At 69.3% G+C, this 18181-nt stretch carries 17 protein-coding genes; 10 read left to right on the top strand and 7 right to left on the bottom strand.

Translation table 11 applies throughout. The annotated features are described in order from the left end of the window. Positions 1 to 79: 79 nt before the first annotated feature. Positions 80 to 766, top strand: a complete 687-nt coding sequence (locus tag A4X17_RS02835) for a GntR family transcriptional regulator (RefSeq protein WP_064294165.1) — start codon at positions 80 to 82, stop codon at positions 764 to 766. A gap of 134 nt (positions 767 to 900) precedes the next feature. After that, a complete protein-coding gene (gene pnuC / locus A4X17_RS02830) occupies positions 901 to 1566 on the top strand; it encodes a nicotinamide riboside transporter PnuC (protein WP_064294164.1) in 666 nt (221 codons plus the stop codon). Here the strand turns inward: pnuC and A4X17_RS02825 are convergent. Both A4X17_RS02825 and A4X17_RS02820 read right to left on the bottom strand, forming a co-directional pair. After that, positions 1497 to 2831: a cell wall metabolism sensor histidine kinase WalK gene (locus A4X17_RS02825; protein ID WP_064294163.1), complete on the bottom strand. Its 1335-nt coding sequence runs from the start codon at positions 2829 to 2831 to the stop codon at positions 1497 to 1499. The genes pnuC and A4X17_RS02825 overlap by 70 nt on opposite strands. Continuing rightward, a complete protein-coding gene (locus tag A4X17_RS02820) occupies positions 2831 to 3493 on the bottom strand; it encodes a response regulator transcription factor (RefSeq protein ID WP_064294162.1) in 663 nt (220 codons plus the stop codon). The genes A4X17_RS02825 and A4X17_RS02820 overlap by 1 nt, the downstream gene beginning before the upstream one ends. A gap of 190 nt (positions 3494 to 3683) precedes the next feature. Here A4X17_RS02820 and A4X17_RS02815 point away from each other — a divergent pair, with 190 nt between their 5' ends. From A4X17_RS02815 to A4X17_RS02795, 5 genes are all read left to right on the top strand, one after another. After that, positions 3684 to 4211, top strand: a complete 528-nt coding sequence (locus A4X17_RS02815) for a hypothetical protein (protein ID WP_064294161.1) — start codon at positions 3684 to 3686, stop codon at positions 4209 to 4211. Continuing rightward, entirely contained in the window at positions 4208 to 5272 is a 1065-nt protein-coding gene (locus A4X17_RS02810; RefSeq protein WP_082915883.1) for a peptidoglycan-binding protein, read from the top strand. Before A4X17_RS02815 ends, A4X17_RS02810 begins: the two co-directional genes overlap by 4 nt. Then, a complete protein-coding gene (locus tag A4X17_RS02805; protein ID WP_064294160.1) occupies positions 5269 to 6000 on the top strand; it encodes an ABC transporter ATP-binding protein in 732 nt (243 codons plus the stop codon). Before A4X17_RS02810 ends, A4X17_RS02805 begins: the two co-directional genes overlap by 4 nt. Then, positions 5997 to 7208 carry an ABC transporter permease gene (locus A4X17_RS02800; protein WP_064294159.1) on the top strand — a complete coding sequence of 404 codons (1212 nt, stop codon included), beginning with the start codon at positions 5997 to 5999 and terminating at the stop codon, positions 7206 to 7208. The genes A4X17_RS02805 and A4X17_RS02800 overlap by 4 nt, the downstream gene beginning before the upstream one ends. A gap of 86 nt (positions 7209 to 7294) precedes the next feature. Then, positions 7295 to 7750 (top strand): VOC family protein, encoded by a 456-nt coding sequence (locus A4X17_RS02795; protein ID WP_064294158.1) that lies wholly within the window; start codon positions 7295 to 7297, stop codon positions 7748 to 7750. A 2-nt stretch (positions 7751 to 7752) separates the two neighbouring features. Here A4X17_RS02795 and A4X17_RS02790 read toward each other — a convergent pair whose 3' ends face one another. Continuing rightward, positions 7753 to 8439 (bottom strand): TetR/AcrR family transcriptional regulator, encoded by a 687-nt coding sequence (locus A4X17_RS02790; protein WP_064294157.1) that lies wholly within the window; start codon positions 8437 to 8439, stop codon positions 7753 to 7755. Positions 8440 to 8590: 151 nt separating this feature from the next. On the opposite strand from A4X17_RS02790, the gene A4X17_RS02785 reads away from it, so the two are divergent. The 3 genes from A4X17_RS02785 to A4X17_RS19390 are packed head-to-tail and all read left to right on the top strand — an operon-like array spanning position 8591 to position 13681. Beyond that, entirely contained in the window at positions 8591 to 11467 is a 2877-nt protein-coding gene (locus tag A4X17_RS02785; RefSeq protein WP_064294156.1) for an MMPL family transporter, read from the top strand. Further along, positions 11464 to 13506, top strand: coding sequence for a YhgE/Pip domain-containing protein (locus A4X17_RS02780; protein WP_064294155.1), 2043 nt, complete (start codon positions 11464 to 11466; stop codon positions 13504 to 13506). The genes A4X17_RS02785 and A4X17_RS02780 overlap by 4 nt, the downstream gene beginning before the upstream one ends. A gap of 34 nt (positions 13507 to 13540) precedes the next feature. Further along, positions 13541 to 13681, top strand: a complete 141-nt coding sequence (locus tag A4X17_RS19390; RefSeq protein ID WP_162852291.1) for a hypothetical protein — start codon at positions 13541 to 13543, stop codon at positions 13679 to 13681. Positions 13682 to 13876: 195 nt separating this feature from the next. Here A4X17_RS19390 and A4X17_RS02775 read toward each other — a convergent pair whose 3' ends face one another. The 4 genes from A4X17_RS02775 to A4X17_RS02760 all read right to left on the bottom strand — a co-directional run bounded on the left by A4X17_RS02775 (position 13877) and on the right by A4X17_RS02760 (position 18133). Then, positions 13877 to 14869 carry an NADP-dependent oxidoreductase gene (locus A4X17_RS02775; protein ID WP_064294154.1) on the bottom strand — a complete coding sequence of 331 codons (993 nt, stop codon included), beginning with the start codon at positions 14867 to 14869 and terminating at the stop codon, positions 13877 to 13879. 145 nt (positions 14870 to 15014) lie between these two features. Further along, on the bottom strand, positions 15015 to 15851 hold the full coding sequence (locus A4X17_RS02770) for a carbohydrate ABC transporter permease (protein ID WP_064294153.1): 837 nt from the start codon (positions 15849 to 15851) through the stop codon (positions 15015 to 15017). Next, positions 15848 to 16828, bottom strand: coding sequence for a carbohydrate ABC transporter permease (locus A4X17_RS02765; protein WP_064294152.1), 981 nt, complete (start codon positions 16826 to 16828; stop codon positions 15848 to 15850). Before A4X17_RS02765 ends, A4X17_RS02770 begins: the two co-directional genes overlap by 4 nt. 6 nt (positions 16829 to 16834) lie before the next feature. Then, positions 16835 to 18133, bottom strand: a complete 1299-nt coding sequence (locus tag A4X17_RS02760) for a sugar ABC transporter substrate-binding protein (protein WP_064294151.1) — start codon at positions 18131 to 18133, stop codon at positions 16835 to 16837. Positions 18134 to 18181: the final 48 nt, after the last annotated feature.

The raw sequence follows: 18181 nt of genomic DNA, 5'->3' as shown, positions 1-18181 counted from the left end.
TGAGGCACAAAACTATCCAACACACCTTGGATATCGGTATTCTGAACTGGTCATATCCCAGCTCGACGATCGGAGTTCCATGCCTGTTCCCAAAACCGTCGAGACGAGCCCTCGGAAGCTCCTGCGCGACATCGTCTTCGAGCAGCTCCTGACCGCCATCGAGGACGGCACCCTCGAGCCTGGGGAACGCCTCAATGACGAGGAGCTCGAGAAGTGGCTCGGTGTCTCGAGGACCCCGATCCGCGAAGCGATCAGCAAGCTCGCCGACATCGGACTGGTCGAGACCGCCCCGCAGCGGTACACCCGCGTCGCGAAGCCCACCGCCGAGCAGTACGCGGAAGCACTGCGCCTCCTGAACGGATTCCACGAGCTCAGCGCACGATGGAGCATCCCGCAGTTCACCGACGAGGACGTCGCGGCGTTCCGCGAACTCGGCGACGCCGTGCTCGCGGACATCGAGGCGCGTGACAAGCACGTCCTCCGGTCGTCGTCCGCCTTCGCCGACTTCATGGTCGAGCGTTCGGGCAACTCGCTGCTGCAGCAGGTCGCCCGTCAGATGAACACGCGGGTGACCTACACCTCGCTGCCGACGATCGACTTCTTCCAGTGGGACATCTTCGCCGCGTACGTCACCGGACTGGTCGCGGCCGCCGAGGCACGCAGCGCCGAGGACGCCGAGCGCGTCATGCGCAAGCAGGCCGAGGCCACCGACGCCTTCCTCGAGCAGGTCATCGCCGCCGGTGGAGGACTGCCCGCCGCGAGCTAGCCGGCGAACGCTGTCGAACAGCGGACCGTCACAGAGCCGCCTCCCGATCGGGAGGCGGCTCTGCACGTTGTACGGTGGACCGTCGGTCGGGTGACCGCGCATCATTCGGCCACAGACCTGATCGGAGCACTGCAGTGGGGATCCTCCTCTGGCTCTTCGACGCGACGTTCAGGGTCGGCGACCAGGTGGTCCTCTGGCGGGAGGTCGTCGGCAACCTGTTCGGCCTGGCGAGCGCCCTCGGAGGCATGCGTCGCCGCGCCTGGGCCTGGCCCGTCGGCATCATCGGCAACGCGCTCCTCCTGACCGTCTTCCTCGGCGCGGTCTTCCACACGCCGAACCCGACCAACCTGCTGGGGCAGGCGGGCCGCCAGCTCATGTTCATCGTCGTGTCGATCTACGGCTGGGTGCAGTGGCGACGGGTCGAGCGCGTCGAGGCGACGACCGGTCCGGTCGCCGTGATCCGGCCCCGCTGGGCCGGCTGGCGGGTGCGGCTCGTCCTCGTCGGTCTCCTGCTCGGTGGGACGCTGCTCCTGATCCCCGTGTTCCGGGCACTCGGCTCCTACGAGCCGGTCTGGGCCGACGCCTGGATCTTCATGGGATCCCTCCTCGCCACCTGGGGGATGGCGAAACGCTGGGTGGAGTTCTGGCTCATCTGGGTCGCGGTCGACCTGGTCGGTGTGCCGCTCCTGTTCGGCGCCGGGTACTGGGTCTCGGCGTCGATGTACCTGTTCTACGGGGCGTTCACCCTCGCCGGCTTCTTCGTGTGGGCCCGCGGCGAGCGCGTCGTCACGGCGCGCTGAGTCGACGACGCTGCATCCGCGTCCGGGCGGCGCGGCGGGAAGGTGACCGTCACCACCAGCCCGCCCTCCGACCGCGCGGTGAGCTCGAGCGCAGCCCCGTGCACCTCGGCGATGCTCTCCACGATGGCGAGTCCGAGCCCGCGTGACCGCTCCGGACCGCGCGCGACCCGGCCGCCGGCGCGGTAGAACGGTTCGGTGAGCCTCGCGACCACGTCCGCCGGGATCGACTCGCCGGAGTTCTCGACCCGGAGGACGACCGTGCCGCCCGCCGGCCCGCCCGACCGGCGCACCGAGACCCGCACGAAACCACCGTCGACATTGTGTCGGACGGCGTTCTGCAGGAGGTTCCCGCACAGCTGATGCAGCATGGCCTCGTCGCCCCAGACCGCGAGGTCCTGTACCTCGGCCGTGCAGTCGATCCCGCGCGCTCGAGCTGCTGAGGCCGCGGCGACGCAGGCCTCGGAGGCCAGCTCTCCGAGTGCCACGTTCTCACCCCGCAGCTCCGAGTGCTCGAGGTCGGCGAGGTCGAGGACGGCCTCGACGGTCTGGATGCTGCGCGTGTTCGTCTCACGGAGTCGGGCGATGAGTCCCCTGACGGTCTGTTCGTCGAGGTCGTCGCTGGTCGCGGCGACGTCGAGCATCGCCTGGGTCGTCGCGAGCGGGGTCCGCAGCTCATGAGAGGCGTTCGCCGCGAACCGTTGGTGGGCGCGGAACGACCGGTCGAGCCGTTCGAGCATGTGGTCGAAGGTGTCGGAGAGGTCGGTGATCTCGTCCCGCGGGCCCGCGAGGGCGACCCGATGGTCGAAGGATCCGGTCGCCGCCCGCTGCGCGGCCACGTTGATCTCGTGCAACGGACGCAGCAGCCTGCCCGACAGGATCCAACCGCCCCACGCACTCGCCGCCGCGAGGACGACGAGCACGATGAGCGACCAGACGAGGAGCGTGTTCAGGATGTCGCTCTGGTCCGAGACGACGAGTGCCGCTGCACCGTTCGCCGAGGTCAGCCCCTCCACCGGCTGATAGGTGGCCGCCCCGGCGGCCTCGGTCGGCACGGTCGCCTGCAGCCAGGTCGCGCCGTCCATGGCCGCATCGGCCCGCACCGCGGTGATCGCGTACGTCGGGACGTACCGCATGAAGGCGTAGATGAGGGCGAGCATGATCGAGCCGGCGACGGCGAACAGCAGCGCGTACGTCAGCGTCAAGCGCATGCGCACCGTCAAGCGGTTCGGGCGGCTGAGCAACCCCGCGGCGTCGGAACGGGGCATCAGTCGCCCTCGATCCGGTAGCCCGCGCCCGGGACGGTCGTGATCACCCACGGCGAGCCGAGGCGTCGGCGGAGGTTCGAGATGGTCACGCGGATGGTGTTCGTGAACGGGTCGACGTTCTCGTCCCAGGCCTTCTCGAGGAGGGTCTCGGCGCTCACGACCCCGCCGTCGGCGAGCAGCAGCTGCTCGAGGACCGCGAACTCCTTCCGCGACAGCTTCACGTACACGCCGTCGCGGAAGACCTCCCGCCGGAACGGGTCGAGTCGCACTCCCGCGCGCTCGAGGACCGGAGGGCGCGACTCCGCCGTGCGCCGGGCGAGCGCGCGGAGCCTGGCCACGAGCTCCGGGAACTCGAACGGCTTCACCAGGTAGTCGTCGGCGCCGAGGCCGAGGCCGGACACGGTGTCGTCGAGTCGACGTGCCGCCGTCAGCATCATGACGCGCACACCGGGATGCTCGGCGACCACAGTTCGGCACACGTCATCGCCGTGGGTGCCCGGCAGGTCCCGATCGAGGAGCAGGACGTCGTAGTCGTTGATCGTGAGCGCCTCGAGCGCTGCGTCGCCGTCGTGGACGACGTCCGCGGCGATCGCCTCCTGCCGGAGGCCGGCTCGGACCGCCTCGGCCAGGTAGACCTCGTCCTCGGCAACCAGGACGCGCATGATGTTCCTCTCGATTGGGTGTGGTGACTCCGGGATCGTACGGACGCCGATCGAGCAACCCCCGAGTGTCGGTTATCTATCGTGCCGTTCGGGACGTTCAGAGAACGTCAACGTTTTCCTTGACGCCCGGACAACGCGCCGCCGAGTGGACTGGTCGTCACCAGTCAGCCCCACCCACTGAGGAGTGCAGATGTCCGACATCACCATCACCCGTTCCGTCCGCCGTCCGGCCGGCAGACTCGCCGCCCTCATCGCGATCCCGTTCCTCATCGGATCGTTGGCGGCCTGCAGCTCGGGCTCGCCCGACTCGAGCAGCAAGACCCCGAAGGCGGTGCAGTCGTTCGACGACTGGCAGGTCGCCTTCGCCTCATGCATGCGCGATGAGGGGGTCGACATGCCCGACCCCGAGCAGAACGGCTCCGGCGGCACGTCCGTGACCCTCGGCGACGGAGACCAGGATGCCTTCCAGGACGCCTCCGCGACCTGTATCGACCGTCTCGGGACGCCTCCGGCACCCGCCGGAGGAAACCCCGCGGTCGCCGACGCCTTCGAGCAACAGCTCGAGATGGCCGAGTGCTTCCGCGAGCACGGATACGAGATGGCCGACCCGGTGAAGGGGCAGGCCATGCAGATCCCCTCCGATGTCACGGAAGAGGTGATGGAAGCCTGCGGTCTCTCGTCCGACTCGAGCGCGCCGCTCGGCTCCACCGGCCGATGAGCAACAGACGACGCGGGGTCGTCGTGGCCGTCTGCGTCGGCGCCGTCCTGCTTGCAGGCGGCGCCGTCGCGGCGGTCACGCTGGCACCGACGCAGGGGACGAACCAGGAGGAGCCGGTCAGCAGCATCCGCACCGGCACCGCTCCGATCACCGCCGGCGACCTCGCGGGCACGACGCAGGCGAGCGGCACCCTCGACTACGCGGACCAGCGCACCATCGGCGGTGGGACCGGCATCGTGACGAGCACCCCGGCCCCGGGAAGCACGGTGTCGCTCGGTGGCACCCTGTACGCGGTCGCCAACGTCCCGGTGACCCTGCTCCACGGACCGCTGCCCGCCTGGCGCACCTTCGAATCCGGGATGAGCGACGGACCGGACGTCCAGCAGCTCGAACAGAGCCTCGCCGCGCTCGGGTACTTCGACCGCGAACCGGACGGCGAGTTCGCCGCGTCCACCGCGCGTGCCATCGAGCGGTGGCAGAAAGCCCTCGGCGTCGAGGAGACCGGACGACTGGAGCTCGGATCGGTCGTCTTCATGCCGGGCGACGTGCGGATCGCATCGGTCGACGCCGCGGTCGGCACCACCGCCTCGGACAAGGTCGTCACCGTCTCGTCCCTCGTGAAGCGCATCGACGTCCCGCTGAAGCTCGCCGATCAGCGGCTCGGCGTCGTCGGGACGAAGGTGGACGTCAACCTCCCGGGCGGGCAGCGCACGACCGGCACGGTCACCGACGTCGGTGTCCCGACCGAATCGGATGCGGACGGCCAGAAGAAGGTCACGATCCCGGTCGGGATCACCCTGGACGACCCGGCGGCGGCAGCCGAGCTGCAGCGCGCGACCGTGACGGTCGGCTTCCCGACGGAACGACGCGAGAACGTCCTCTCCGTCCCGGTCCAAGCGCTCATCGCGATCGACGACGAGCACTTCGGCGTCGAGGTCGTCGACGGGAAGGGGAAGCACCGGCAGGTCCCCGTCACGACGGGCCTGTTCGCCGACGGTCGCGTCGAGGTCTCGGGCGACGGCATCCGCGAAGGTCTCGACGTCGTGGTGCCGGTCTCATGACGGACACCACGACGGCATCGGCAGCCGCACTCACGCAGCCGGCCGGACCACCGATCATCCACCTCGACGGGGTCACCCGGGAGTACGGGGAGCCACCCACGCTCGCGCTCGCGGGTGTCGACCTCACGGTCGAGGAGGGCGAGTTCGTCGCCATCGTGGGGCCGAGTGGCTCCGGGAAGTCGACGATGCTCAACCTCATCGGAACGCTCGACCGACCCACCAGTGGGACCGCCCGCATCGCGGGCTCGGACGTCGGACGCCTCTCGGACGCGAAGTTGTCGGCCCTGCGCGCCTACCGCATCGGCTTCGTCTTCCAGCAGTTCCACCTCGCCGACGGCGTGACCACGGTGGACAACGTCGCCGACGGCCTCATCTACGCCGGAGTACCGCGGACAGAACGCCGACGACGGGCGCACCTCGCGCTCGAACGCGTCGGACTCGGCCACCGGCTCGACCACCGGCCCTCGCAGCTCTCGGGTGGTGAGCGGCAACGCGTCGCCATCGCACGCGCGGTCGTCGGAGACCCGCCCCTGCTGCTCGCCGACGAGCCGACGGGCAACCTCGACTCCGTCTCCGGCGCGAGCATCGTGGAGTTGCTGCACGAGCTCCACCGCGGTGGGACGACCATCGTCGTGATCACCCACGACGCCGAACTCGCAGCCCGACTGCCCCGTCAGGTGGCGATCCGCGACGGCCGCATCGTCGACGACTCAGGGAGGGCGGCATGAGAGACCGCACCGGCGGCACCGAGGACGACCGTCGATCACGCCTGCTCGGTCGCGACATCCTGCGGCTCGGGACCACCGGGCTCCGCGCCCGCCCGACGCGCGCGGTGCTGTCGGCCCTGGGAATCGCGATCGGGATCGCCGCGATGATCGCCGTCGTCGGCATCTCCTCCTCCAGCCAGGCGAAACTGCAGGCGCAGCTCTCGGAGCTCGGGACGAACCTCCTGACCGTGCAGGCGGGCAAGAGCCTCTTCGGCCAGGACGCAGCCCTCCCGGAGAGCACCGTCGGCAAAGTCGGGCTCATCGAGGGCGTGGAACAGGTCGGCGGCGCTGCGACCATCGACGGCGCGTTCGTGTACCGGAGCAGCTTCATCGACCGGGCCCAGAGCGGCGGCCTCGCCGTGACGGCCGTGACGGAGGGACTGCTCGACGTCGTCGGCGGCACCCTGGCGGCCGGCGACTGGCTGAACCGGGCGACGAGTGGCTATCCCACCGTCGTGCTGGGGTCGAAGGCCGCCGAGCGACTCGGTGTCGCCACCGTCGGCTCGGTCATCCAGGTGGGCGAGCAGCCGTTCACCGTCGTCGGCATCCTGGAACCGATCGACCTCGCGCCCGAGCTCGACACGAGCGCGATGATCGGCGAGGCCGTCGCCGCCGAACGCTTCGGCTACGACGGCAAACCCACGATGGTGTACGAACGGTCGACGGACGAGCGCGTCGGCGACGTGCGGGCGCTCCTCCCCCGCACCGTCAACCCGGCGGCGCCCGAGGAGGTCGAGGTGTCCCGACCCTCCGACGCCCTCGCCGCCAAGCACGCCGCCGATCAGGCGTTCACCGGACTCCTCCTCGGCCTCGGCTCGGTCGCTCTGCTCGTCGGTGGCATCGGGGTCGCGAACACGATGGTGATCTCCGTGCTGGAGCGCCGCCGCGAGATCGGCCTGCGCCGGGCACTCGGTGCCACCCGCGGGCACATCCGGTCCCAGTTCCTGACCGAGGCGCTCCTCCTCTCGGCCCTCGGCGGGGTCGCGGGTGCGGTGATCGGCACCGGTGTGACGAGCGTCGTCGCCGCGGTGAACGACTGGCCGACGGCGGTGCCGCCGGAGGTGCTGCTCGCGGGCGTCGGTGCGACCCTGGTGATCGGCGCGATCGCCGGCCTCTACCCGGCGATCCGCGCGGCCAGGACGCCACCGACCTCGGCCCTCAGCGGCTGAGTCGGGCCGGAGGACGAACCGCTCCGACGCGGGCCCGTTCCAGGAGACCCTGGATCGGGCCCGCGCGGCCGGGTAGCGTGCAGCCCATGGACATCAGACTCGAGAACGTCGGGATCGCGGTCCGCGACCTCGAGGCGACGATCGCATTCTTCACGGACCTCGGCCTCACCGTGGTCGGCCGGGACACGGTGAGCGGCGAGTGGGCCGACACGGCCGTGGGCCTCGACGGCAACCACGCCAGGATCGCCATGCTCCAGACCCCGGACGGTCACGGTCGCCTCGAACTCTTCGAGTACCTCCACCCGGACGCGATCGAGACCGAGCCGACCCTGCCGAACGAGATGGGCATGCACCGCGTCGCATTCGCCGTCGACGACATCGACGAGGCGCTCGCCATCGCCGCGAAACACGGCTGCCACCCGCTCCGCGGCGTGGCGGACTATCAGGGCGTCTACAAGCTCAGCTATGTGCGCGGGCCGAGCGGCATCATCGTCATGCTGGCCCAGGCGCTGCAGCCGGATCGGCCCGGCGAGTCGGCCTGAGGTCAGTCGGCGATCGACTCGGTGAGGGCGCGGACGATGGCCGGGAGCGTGCGCATCGCGAGCTCGCGCGGTGAGCCCTCGTCGCCGTCCGGGTCCATGAGCACGGCCGTCTGGATGGCCGACTCGTAGAGGGCGACGACGATGTTCGCGATGTCGGGCGTCGGGATCGTGAATCGGACATGCGCGAGTCCGGCCGCCTGGTCGAGCCACGCGGCGAGCTGCCGGCCCGCGCTCTCCTGGTGCTGGAGGTAGCGGGCGGCGACGTCGGCGTCGCGCATCGCCAGCATCCGGAACTCCGACTGGACGAGGCACCAGCGGCGGTCATCGGGCTGGAGCTCGAGGAAGGCACGGATCAGGGCCTCGAGCGAGCCCTCCGTATAGCGGCCCGCTGCGTCGAGGAGCGACGGGCTGACCGCCTGCAGTCCAGCCTCCAGGCGGTCGAGTCGGAGCTGGTTCTCGCGTGACTCGAGGGCGAAGAACAGCTCCTCCTTCGAGTCGAAGTTGGAGTAGAAGGCGCCGCGGGTGAAGCCTGCGCGCTCGCTGATCTGCTCGACGGAGGCGGCGTGCACGCCGAACTCGGCGAAGACCTCGTAGGCGGCGTCGACGAGCCGCTCGCGCGTCCGCTGCCGACGCGCGGACTCGACCGGTGCTTCGTCGCCCGGGGATTCGACCGCTTCGTGCACGCGCATCCTGACACCTTACTGACAGCTCGACCGACTTCTTGCCGATACACCACTGTATCCAATACAGTCGTGTATCGGATACACCGCTGTATCGATCCTGTCCGAACCTCTCCGTCGGCTCGCCTGCAAGCAGCGCCGACCTCCCTAGGAGCGACGCGTGTCCTCACTGCTCTACACCCTCGGCCGCTGGGCGTTCGGCGCCCGCAAGCTCGTGCTGATCCTCTGGATCGCCGTGCTCGCCCTCGCGGGTGGCGGCGCGCTGCTCTTCAACCAGGGCACCGACAACGCCTTCTCCATCCCCGGTACGGAGTCGCAGGAGGCGCTCGACTCGCTCGACCACACCTTCCCGCAGGTGGCCGGTGCCTCGGCGCAGATCATCGTCGTCGCACCGGAGGGCGACACCGTCGAGGACGCCGGGGTCCGAACGGCGATCGACGACGCGGTCACCGCCCTGGGCGACATCGGGCAGGTGGAGCAGGCGGTCTCCCCCTTCGACGAGAACGTGACGGGGGCTGTCTCGGAGGATCAGCGGGCGGCGCTCATCTCGATCCAGTTCGACGGGGCGCAGACCGACATCACCGCCGCCACCATCAGTGGCGTCGAGGACGCGGAGGCGAGCCTCGCGAAGGCGCTCCCGGCCGGCGCCGAGGCCTCCCTCGGCGGGCAGCTCTTCAGCAACAGCCTCCCGACGCTGAGTGTCATCGAGCTCGTCGGCGTGGTCGTCGCGCTCGTCGTCCTCATCCTCACCTTCGGCTCCTTCCTCGCCGCGGGTATGCCGCTCATCACCGCACTGCTCGGGGTCGGCATCTCGATGGCGCTCATCTTCGTGGCGACGGTCTTCGGGCCGATCTCCTCCACGACGCCGATGCTCGCGCTCATGCTCGGTCTCGCCGTCGGCATCGACTACGCGCTGTTCATCATCTCGAGACACCAGGACGGCCTGCGCAGCGGGCTCGACCCGGCAGAGTCGGCCGCCCGCGCGACCGCGACGGCCGGCTCGGCCGTCATCTTCGCGGGCCTCACGGTCATCATCGCCCTCCTCGGGCTCGCGGTCGCGAACATCCCGTTCCTCACGACGATGGGTGTCGCCGCGGCGGTCGGTGTCGCGATCGCGGTCGTCATCTCGCTCACCCTCATCCCGGCCATGCTCGGCTTCGCCGGCGAGCGCCTCCGGCCGAAGGCCAGGCGGGCCAGGAAGCGCGCGGCGGCCCGGGGCGCTGCCGCTGAGCACCACCACGCGGTCCCTGAGCCTGTCGAAGGGCAGCAGGACTCGGTCCCTGAGCACCACAACGCGGTCCCGGAGCACCACACCGCGGCCCCTGAGCCTGTCGAAGGGCACCCCAACCGCTTCTTCCTCGGCTGGGTGCGAGGCGTCACGCGACTCCCCATCGTCACGATCGTCGCCGTCGTCGCCGTCCTGGGCGCCCTCGCCATCCCCGCCCTGTCGCTCCGACTCGCGCTCCCCGACGCCGGTTCGCTGCCGGAGGGCGACGGAGCCCGCACGACGTACGACCTCGTCTCCGAGCACTTCGGTGAGGGCTTCAACGGGCCGCTCATCGTCACCGGCGGCATCGTCGGCAGTACCGACCCGCTCGGACTCATGGCCGACCTCAAGCAGGAGATCGAGGGACTCGACGGCGTCGCCGCCGTCCCGCTCGCCACCCCGAACGCGACGGCCGACACCGGCATCATCCAGGTCATCCCGAGCGGCAGTCCCGACTCCCAGGCGACGAAAGACCTCGTCGCCGAGATCCGGGGACTGCACCAGTACTTCCAGGACGAGTACGACGTCGACCTGCAGGTCACCGGGTTCACGGCCATCGGCATCGACATCTCCGACCGCCTCGGCGGCGCCCTCCTCCCCTTCGGCCTCATCGTCGTCGGCCTCTCGCTCGTGCTCCTGACGATGGTCTTCCGCTCCATCTGGGTCCCGATCAAGGCGACCCTCGGCTACCTGCTGTCGGTCGCCGCGTCGTTCGGCGTCGTGGCCCTCGTCTTCGAGCACGGCGTGTTCGCCGAGGCCCTCCACGTCGCGAGGACCGGTCCGGTGATCAGCTTCATGCCGATCATCCTCATGGGTGTCCTGTTCGGGCTCGCGATGGACTACGAGGTCTTCCTCGTCTCCCGGATGCGCGAGGACTTCGTCCATTCGGGACTCGCGAAGCGATCCGTCGAGACCGGCTTCCTCGGCTCGGCGAAGGTCGTCACCGCCGCGGCCGTCATCATGTTCGCGGTGTTCGCCGCCTTCGTGCCCGAGGGCGACACGAACATCAAACCCATCGCCCTCGGGCTCGCGGTCGGCGTCTTCGTCGACGCGTTCATCGTGCGCATGACCCTCGTGCCGGCGGTGCTCGCGCTCCTCGGCGACCACGCCTGGTACCTGCCGAAGTGGCTCGACCGCATCCTGCCGTCCTTCGACGTCGAGGGCGAGGGGCTGCAGCGCGAACTCGAGCTGCGCGAGTGGCGCAACGGTGACGAGGTCGCGATCGCCGCAGCAGGGGTCACCCTGGCCGGTGCGGACGGACCGCTGTACGCGGACGTCGACACGACCGTCCCCGTCGGCGGCGTGCTCGCGGTGCAGGGAGCTCGTCCGGTCTCGGTCACCGCCCTTCTGCTGACGCTGGCCGGTCGCCTCGAAGCCGACCACGGCCGACTCAAGGTCGCCGGTCTGGTCCTCCCGGTCCGCGCCGGAGCCGTCCGGTCCCGCGTCGCGTACGTCCGTCTCGACCACGGCGACGCCGTCGGGACGCTCGCCTCGGCGCTGGCCGAACGCCCGGCCGTCATCGTCCTCGACGGCGTCGACACCGTGCCGGACGACGACACGAGACGCGGACTGTACGAGCGCCTCCTGACGGCGACCAGGGCCGCGGAGCGCACGCGCCGGCCGCTCACGATCGTCGTCGGCACCGCTGACGCGTCCTCGCTCGCCGACGTCCTGCCGACCACGACGGCCGAGGTGCTCGACCTCGACCGCACCGCCTCCACCACCACGTCCACTCCCACCGCCATCGCTGAATCGAAGGTCGACGCATGAGCACCATCCTGAACCGCCTCGAACGGGCCCGCTCCGGCAAGGGCATCACGGTCGTCTCGATCATCGGCCTCATCCTTGTGCCGCTCGTCATCGCGGGCGGACTGGTCTGGGCGCTGTGGAACCCGGCGGAACGACTCGGCCAGGTGACCGCCGCCATCGTGAACGACGACAAGCCGGTCACCGTCGACGGCCAGACCGTGCCGCTCGGACGTCAGCTCTCCGCGGGCCTCGTCGACGGTGACCAGAAGACCAACTACACCTGGGTCATCACCGACGCGTCCGACGCGAAGGCCGGCCTCGCCGACGGTTCATACACGGCGGTCGTGACGATCCCGGAGAACTTCTCGAAGGCGGCGACCTCGTTCTCCGGCGACGCCGCCGACGCCGAGCGCGCCCGCCTCGACGTCACGACGAGCGACCGCAGCAAGCTCGTCGACGACGCCATCTCCCAGACGATCACGCAGACCGCGGCTTCGCTCCTCGGTCGGCAGCTCACCACCACCTACCTCGAGAACGTCTACGTCGGGTTCAACACCCTTCACGACCAGCTCGGTGAGGCCGCCGACGGTGCGAAGCAACTCTCGACGGGCGGACTCTCGCTCGCGCAGGGTGCGCAGCAACTCGCGAACGGCACCACGCAGCTGGCCACGGGCGCGACGCAGTTGTCGTCGGGTGCGACGCAGCTGAGCGACGGGGTGGATGCGCTGGCCGACGGCGCCACGCAGCTCTCGTCCGGTGCGTCGCAACTGAGCGGCGGCGCGAGCCAGCTCGCGAATGGAGCAGCGACGCTGTACGCCGGGACGCAGGGTGACGGGAGCGCGGACAACCCGGGGCTGGTCGGCGGGGCCAATGGGCTCGCCGAGGCGGCGACCGGAACCTCCCGCGTCGCCGACGCGACGAAGGCTGCGGCGACGTCCGTGGCGGCTCGCTGCCTGGACCCGGTGAAGGCGGCAGCGCTGACGGCGATCGACCCGACGCTGTGCAAGGACATCCTCACGACCGTCGGCACCGCCACCGCCCTCACCGACGGCGACGTCTCGACCGGGTATCCCGGCACCACATCGCTGGCGACGACGACCAAGCGGTTCTCCTCCAGCATGCCCGCACTCGTCGACGGCATCGCCAAGATCAACACCGCGGCGGCGCAGATCGCGGCCGGAGCGGCAGGCCTCGCCGACGGCGCGTCCAAAGCCGCCTCCGGGACGACGCAACTGCAAACGGGGGCGTCCGCACTCGCCGACGGCGCGGCGCAGTCGGCGACCGGTACGACCCAGCTCGCCGACGCGTCGAACCAGCTCGCTTCGGGCGCCGGCACCCTGTCCGGCGGAATCACCTCGCTCGCGTCCGGTCTGCAGAGCGCGGTCGACAGCCTGCCGACCTACACGAGCTCCGACCGACAGACGCTCGCGGGCGTCGTCGCCGACCCGGTCTCGGCCGGCGATTCGGCGACGGTGTCCTTCGGCACGAACAGCGCTCCCTTCTACGCCGTCCTCGCCCTCTGGCTGGGTGCGCTCGCGAGCTTCCTCGTCCTGCGGCCGGTGCCCGTGCGGGCGTTCGGATCCACCCGCTCATCGCTGCGGCTCGCGCTCGGGGCCTTCGTCCCGGCCGGAGCGATCGGGATGCTGCAGGGCCTGCTCGTCGCCGTCATCACCGCACCGCTGCTGGACCTCGACGCGGGCGGCTGGCTCGGCTTCGCCGGGGTCGCCGTCCTCGCAGGGCTCGTCTTCGCCGCCGCCAACCAGGCACTGAACGCCCTGTTCGGTGGTGCAGGTCGGTTCATCTCGATGATCGTCGCGCTCGTCGGTCTGGCGACCGGGATCATCGCGACCGCTCCGCAGGTGCTGGACCAGATCCTCGCGTTCCTGCCGATCGCACCGGCTCTCGGTGGTCTGCAGGCGATCGCGATCGGTGACGCGGGAGCAGCGGCCGGCGTCGTCGGCCTCGTCCTCTGGCTCCTCGGATCGCTCGCCGCCACGACGTTCGCGATCGCCCGGGCGAGGACCACGTCGGTGAAGGCCCTCGTCCCTGCCGTCGCCTGATGCCCGGTGAGCACCCCGCCGGTAGGCTGGGGTGATGAGCAGCAGCGAAGACCGGGAACTGGCCGAATGGGGCGAGCAGCGCAAGCGTCGTCAGCGGCTCATCGCCTGGGTCCTCGTCGTCGCGCTCGTCCTCGGTGGAGGCGGCGCGACCGTCCTCGGCTTCATCTTCAACTAGCCGACCGCCCTCCCCTTCCGGTTGCCAGCGCGGTGCGCTGACGCGAGCGCGGCCCACACGCGCGAGCGCGGGTCTCCGGAGGGTCGCGCTCATGCGCGAGACCCGCGCCCAGACCGGAACCGTGCACCTCGGTTCAGCGCACCGCGCTGGCGCCGGAACCCGACGTCTCGGGCCAGCGCACCGCGCTCACCGTCGTCAGGGCCTGGCGTCGTGCAGGTCTCGCTGTTTGACGATGCGCTCCGGGTTCGCCGGACGCATGCCGACGATGATCTTGCCCCGCGCGTGCAACCGCTCGAGATCCTCGAACGCGTCGATGATCAGGTCGAACGGGTAGAACGCCGAGACGACGACCTTCAACGCGTGGTCGGCGGCGTAGTCCGCGAGGCGGTGCAGCTGCTTCGTGGCGTGCGCCGAGAACTCCTCGTCCGGCTCGAGTGCGGCGAGCTCGATGGCCTTCCGATCCTCGCTCGAGCGGTACTTCTCAGGTGGTACGCCGAGCTCGAACGCGAGCTCCTGACCGTCCTGACCGAAGTTGTCGATGAACGCCGTCACGCCCTCTGGCGCGAGCTTGCGGATCCGATCCGCCATGCCCTCGCCGTAGACGACCGGTTTGACGCCCTGTTCACGGAGGAAGTCGTGATTGCGCTCACCGCAGGTGCCGATGACCCGCACGCCCGCGAACTTCGCCAACTGCGCCTCGATGTTCCCGACGCCACCGGCCGCCGCCGAGATGACGAGCGTGTCACCCTGCTTGAGATGCAGCCCGTCGAGCGTGTCGAGCGCCGTCAGTCCGGCGAGGTAGAGCCCGCCGGCCTCCTCCCAGCTCACGCGCTTCGGCTTGCGGACGAGGGACGACGCCGGGACCACGACCTGGGTGGCGTGCGCGCCGCGGACGGCGTGCCCGATCACCTCGTCGCCGCGCTTCCAGCCCTCGACCCCGGTTCCGACCTCGCGGACCAACCCGGCGAAGTCGCTCCCCTGCCCCGTCGGCAGCTCGATCGGCACCGTCTCGGCGAGGTGCCCCTCGCGGACGAACGCCTCGATGTGGTTGATGCCGCTCGCGAGGACGTCGACCACGACCTCGCCCCATCTGGGATGCGGCATCTCGGACTCGATGAACTCGAGTACGTCGGGCCCGCCGTAGCGGGCGTAGCGGAGTGACCTCGTCGTCTGCTTCGAACCGAACATGGTTCATCTTCCACCTGCAGTTCGCTAGAGCGTCAAACTATCAGCGGGCTTCCAGATTCACCGAGGGCCGCCCGTGACGACGCCCACTCGCCCAGGAATGGGCGAACGGGCGCCGGTTCGCCCATGTTCGGGCGAATGAGCGGGGTCAGCCCTTCACCGCTCCCGCGGTCAGGCCCTGCACGATGTACCGGCTCGCGAACGCGAACAGCACCATCGTCGGGATGATCGTCAGCACCGCGGCCGCCGACATGGAGCCCCAGTCGATGTTGTAGCTCGTGATGAAGCCGTTGAGCGCCGTCGGGATCGTCTTGTTCGCATCGCTGTTGATGAGCGTCACCGAGAGGAACAGCTCGTTCCAACAGTTCACGAAGTTGAAGATGAACGCCGCGACGATGCCGGGCTTCAGCACCGGGACGAGCACCCGGAAGAGCGCGCCGAACCGCGAGCAGCCGTCGATCATGGCCGCCTCCTCGAGGGCGTCGGGGATGTTCTCGAAGAACCCTCGGAGCATGACGGTGCAGAACGGGATGCACACCGCGATGTAGATGAGGATGAGCCCGAACCGGTTGTCGACGAGCTTGAGCTGAGTCATCAGCAGGTAGAGCGGGCCGAGTGCGATGAACGACGGGATCATCTGCGTGGCGAGGAACGCCAGCAGGATCGCCCCCTTGCTCCGGAACTCGAACCGCGCCAACACGTACGCCGACAGCATCGAGATGAAGGTCGCCACGAGGGCTGCGATCGTCGCCACGATGAGGCTGTTGACGACGTAGGTGCCGAACTGCGCCTTGCTGAACAGACCGAGATAGTTCTCGATCGAGAACACCTCCGGCCAGTACGTCAGCGGGTAGGAGAAGATCGCGCCCGGCTTCTTGAACGAGGTGACGACGATCCAGTACAGCGGGAACACCGTGATGACGAGCCAGAGCCCGAGGAAGAGGAACTTGACGACCTTGGCCGTCCGGGTCTCCTGGTCGATCATGCCTTCACCTTCTTCTCACGCATGGACAGCAGGTAGAACGCGGTGAACACCAGCAGGATCGCGACGACGATGAGTCCGATCGCGGAGGCCCGGCCGTAGTCGCCGCGCTGGGTGGTCGCGATCATCCAGGTGGTGAGGATGTGGGTCTGATTCGCCGGACCACCGCCCGTCATGCCGTAGATGATGTCGGGGAAGTTGAAGATCCAGATGACCCGGAGCAGCACCGTGAGGGCGAGCGTCGTGCGGATGTACGGGATGGTGATCTGGAAGAGCATGCGCGCCTTGCCCGCGCCGTCGAGCGCTGCGGCCTCGAAGAGGTCCTCCGGCACCGACTGCAGCGCGGCGAGGATCATGATCGCGAAGAAGGTGACGCCGTACCAGACGTTCGCGACGATGACGGCGAACATCGCGGTGTTCGGGTCGGCCAACCACGGGATCGGGGTGTCGATCAACCCGACCTTCTGGAGCAGGTCGTTGATCACGCCGAACTCGCTGTTGAACATCCAGCGGAACAGGATGCCGATGAGGAAGCCCGAGATGGCCCACGGGAAGAAGATCATCGCCTGGTAGAGACCGCGGAAACGGAACCTCCGTCGCAGCCACAGGGCGATGCCGAAGCCGATGACGAACTGCGGGACGATCGAGGCCACCACCCAGAGCACGGTGTTAGCGACGACCCTGCCGAAGGCCGGGTCGGCGAAGACGGCCAGGAAGTTGGCGAAGCCCACCCACGAGGTGTCGGTGAGGTTGGCGAGGTTCCAGTTACGGAACGCCATCTGCGAGCCGGCGATCATCGGGTAGTAGATGAAGATCGCCACGAAGATGAACGCGGGGGCGAGGAAGGCGAGGAGGCCGAAGCCGCGGCGCACCGTGAAGGTGCGCCGCCGACGCCCACCGGCGGTCCGCGAGGGACCGGCCGGGGGTGTCGGGGTCGCACGCTGCTGCGTGCGACCCGCTTCGTCAGTGGTGGTCGTCATGGACGGTTACTCGCTCTTCCACTTCTCGGTCCAGTACTCGTCCCAGCCCGCGAGGAGCTTCTCCGGCGTCAGCTGGCCGATGAGGACCTGCTGGATCTCCGAGTCGGACTTCTGGATCCACTCGGTCCACCAGGAGGAGCCGCGCGGCTGCGTGACGCTCAGGTAGGTGTCCGGGTTCTCGTTCATCGTGACGTAGCTGGCCCACGGGCCGGTCTTGTAGAAGTCGCTGTCAGCCGCGCTCTTGACGATCGGGACGAGGCTGTTCTCCTGGGCGAAGGTGGTGGCCTGCTTGTCCTCGGAGAGGAACTCGATGAGCTTCGCGGCCTCGGCCTTGTGCTCGCTCGACGCAGCCGTGCCCCAGCCCGCGGTCGCCATGGGCTGCGCGGCCTTGCCGGTCGGGCCGGTCAACAGCGGAGCGGTGCTCCACTGCTCGGCCGTGATCGCTTCGGACTGCTCGACGGTCGCGATGACCTCCGGGTCCTGCAGGAGGAACGCGGTCGAACCGTTCGAGAAGCCTTCGACCATCTCGGGGTAGCCCCACGCGACAGACGACGGCGGCGAGGCCTCCTTGAAGAGGTCGAAGTAGGTGTTGACGGCGTCGAGCGCCTCCGGTGCGGAGAAGATCGTGTCGCCGTTGGTCAGCTTGAACGCGTTCTCGGTGTCGAGGTCGTCGGCGACGTAGGCCTCGATGGCCGCGACGACGTTGCTGTTCGCATTGGTGCCGCCACGGAAGGCGTAGCCGAACTGGTTCTTCGAGGGGTCCTGGATCGCCGAGGCCTGCTCGAGGAGGTCGTCCCAGCTCGTCGGGGGCCCGTCGAAGCCGGCCTCCTTGATGAGGTCGGTGCGGTAGAACAGGCTCAGACCGTAGAAGCCGTAGGGCACGTAGTAGACCTTGCCATCCTCGCCCTTCGCGTACTTCGTCGCGTTGTCGGTGAGGTCGTCCCAGCCCTTCCAGTCCTCGAGCTCGCCGCTCATGTCGTCGAGCCAGCCGTTGGTGGAGAACGGGCCGACGGTGATGTCGCGGACCTCGAGCACGTCGACGCCGGAGCCGGACTGCAGCATCTGGGTGATCTTCTGGTCGGCCTGATCGGTCGGCGGCGAGATGAGCTCGACCTTGATCTTCGGGTTGTCGGCCTCGAAGTCCGCGATGAGCGACTTCAGGACCTCGGTCCGGGCGGGGTTGGTCAGGCTCTCGACCATCTGCAGGGTGACGGTGCCGTCGCTCGCGCCGCCGGCACAGGCCGACAGGGCGAGGCCGGTGACGACGGACAGGCCGATGGCGGCCGTTGCGCGTGACTTCCTCATGCTCGCTTCTCCTTTGAGTGGTGCTGGTGGGGGTGCTGCGGGGGGGGG

Source organism: Plantibacter sp. H53 (assembly GCF_001650455.1).
Lineage (GTDB): Bacteria > Actinomycetota > Actinomycetes > Actinomycetales > Microbacteriaceae > Plantibacter > Plantibacter flavus_A.
The sequence above is the reverse complement of the archived record's forward strand: the minus strand, read 5'-3'. Positions and strand labels throughout refer to the sequence as shown.

What these genes read in the sequence shown, in the direction of transcription:
- A4X17_RS02815 (WP_064294161.1), top strand. Translation starts at nt 3,684, where the DNA reads ATGTCCGACATCACCATCACCCGTTCCGTCCGCCGTCCGGCCGGCAGA.
- A4X17_RS02825 (WP_064294163.1), bottom strand. Translation starts at nt 2,831, where the DNA reads ATGCCCCGTTCCGACGCCGCGGGGTTGCTCAGCCGCCCGAACCGCTTG.
- A4X17_RS02820 (WP_064294162.1), bottom strand. Translation starts at nt 3,493, where the DNA reads ATGCGCGTCCTGGTTGCCGAGGACGAGGTCTACCTGGCCGAGGCGGTC.
- A4X17_RS02760 (WP_064294151.1), bottom strand. Translation starts at nt 18,133, where the DNA reads ATGAGGAAGTCACGCGCAACGGCCGCCATCGGCCTGTCCGTCGTCACC.
- A4X17_RS02805 (WP_064294160.1), top strand. Translation starts at nt 5,269, where the DNA reads ATGACGGACACCACGACGGCATCGGCAGCCGCACTCACGCAGCCGGCC.
- A4X17_RS02790 (WP_064294157.1), bottom strand. Translation starts at nt 8,439, where the DNA reads ATGCGCGTGCACGAAGCGGTCGAATCCCCGGGCGACGAAGCACCGGTC.
- A4X17_RS02780 (WP_064294155.1), top strand. Translation starts at nt 11,464, where the DNA reads ATGAGCACCATCCTGAACCGCCTCGAACGGGCCCGCTCCGGCAAGGGC.
- A4X17_RS02835 (WP_064294165.1), top strand. Translation starts at nt 80, where the DNA reads ATGCCTGTTCCCAAAACCGTCGAGACGAGCCCTCGGAAGCTCCTGCGC.
- A4X17_RS02765 (WP_064294152.1), bottom strand. Translation starts at nt 16,828, where the DNA reads ATGACGACCACCACTGACGAAGCGGGTCGCACGCAGCAGCGTGCGACC.
- A4X17_RS02775 (WP_064294154.1), bottom strand. Translation starts at nt 14,869, where the DNA reads ATGTTCGGTTCGAAGCAGACGACGAGGTCACTCCGCTACGCCCGCTAC.
- A4X17_RS02795 (WP_064294158.1), top strand. Translation starts at nt 7,295, where the DNA reads ATGGACATCAGACTCGAGAACGTCGGGATCGCGGTCCGCGACCTCGAG.
- A4X17_RS19390 (WP_162852291.1), top strand. Translation starts at nt 13,541, where the DNA reads ATGAGCAGCAGCGAAGACCGGGAACTGGCCGAATGGGGCGAGCAGCGC.
- A4X17_RS02810 (WP_082915883.1), top strand. Translation starts at nt 4,208, where the DNA reads ATGAGCAACAGACGACGCGGGGTCGTCGTGGCCGTCTGCGTCGGCGCC.
- A4X17_RS02800 (WP_064294159.1), top strand. Translation starts at nt 5,997, where the DNA reads ATGAGAGACCGCACCGGCGGCACCGAGGACGACCGTCGATCACGCCTG.
- A4X17_RS02770 (WP_064294153.1), bottom strand. Translation starts at nt 15,851, where the DNA reads ATGATCGACCAGGAGACCCGGACGGCCAAGGTCGTCAAGTTCCTCTTC.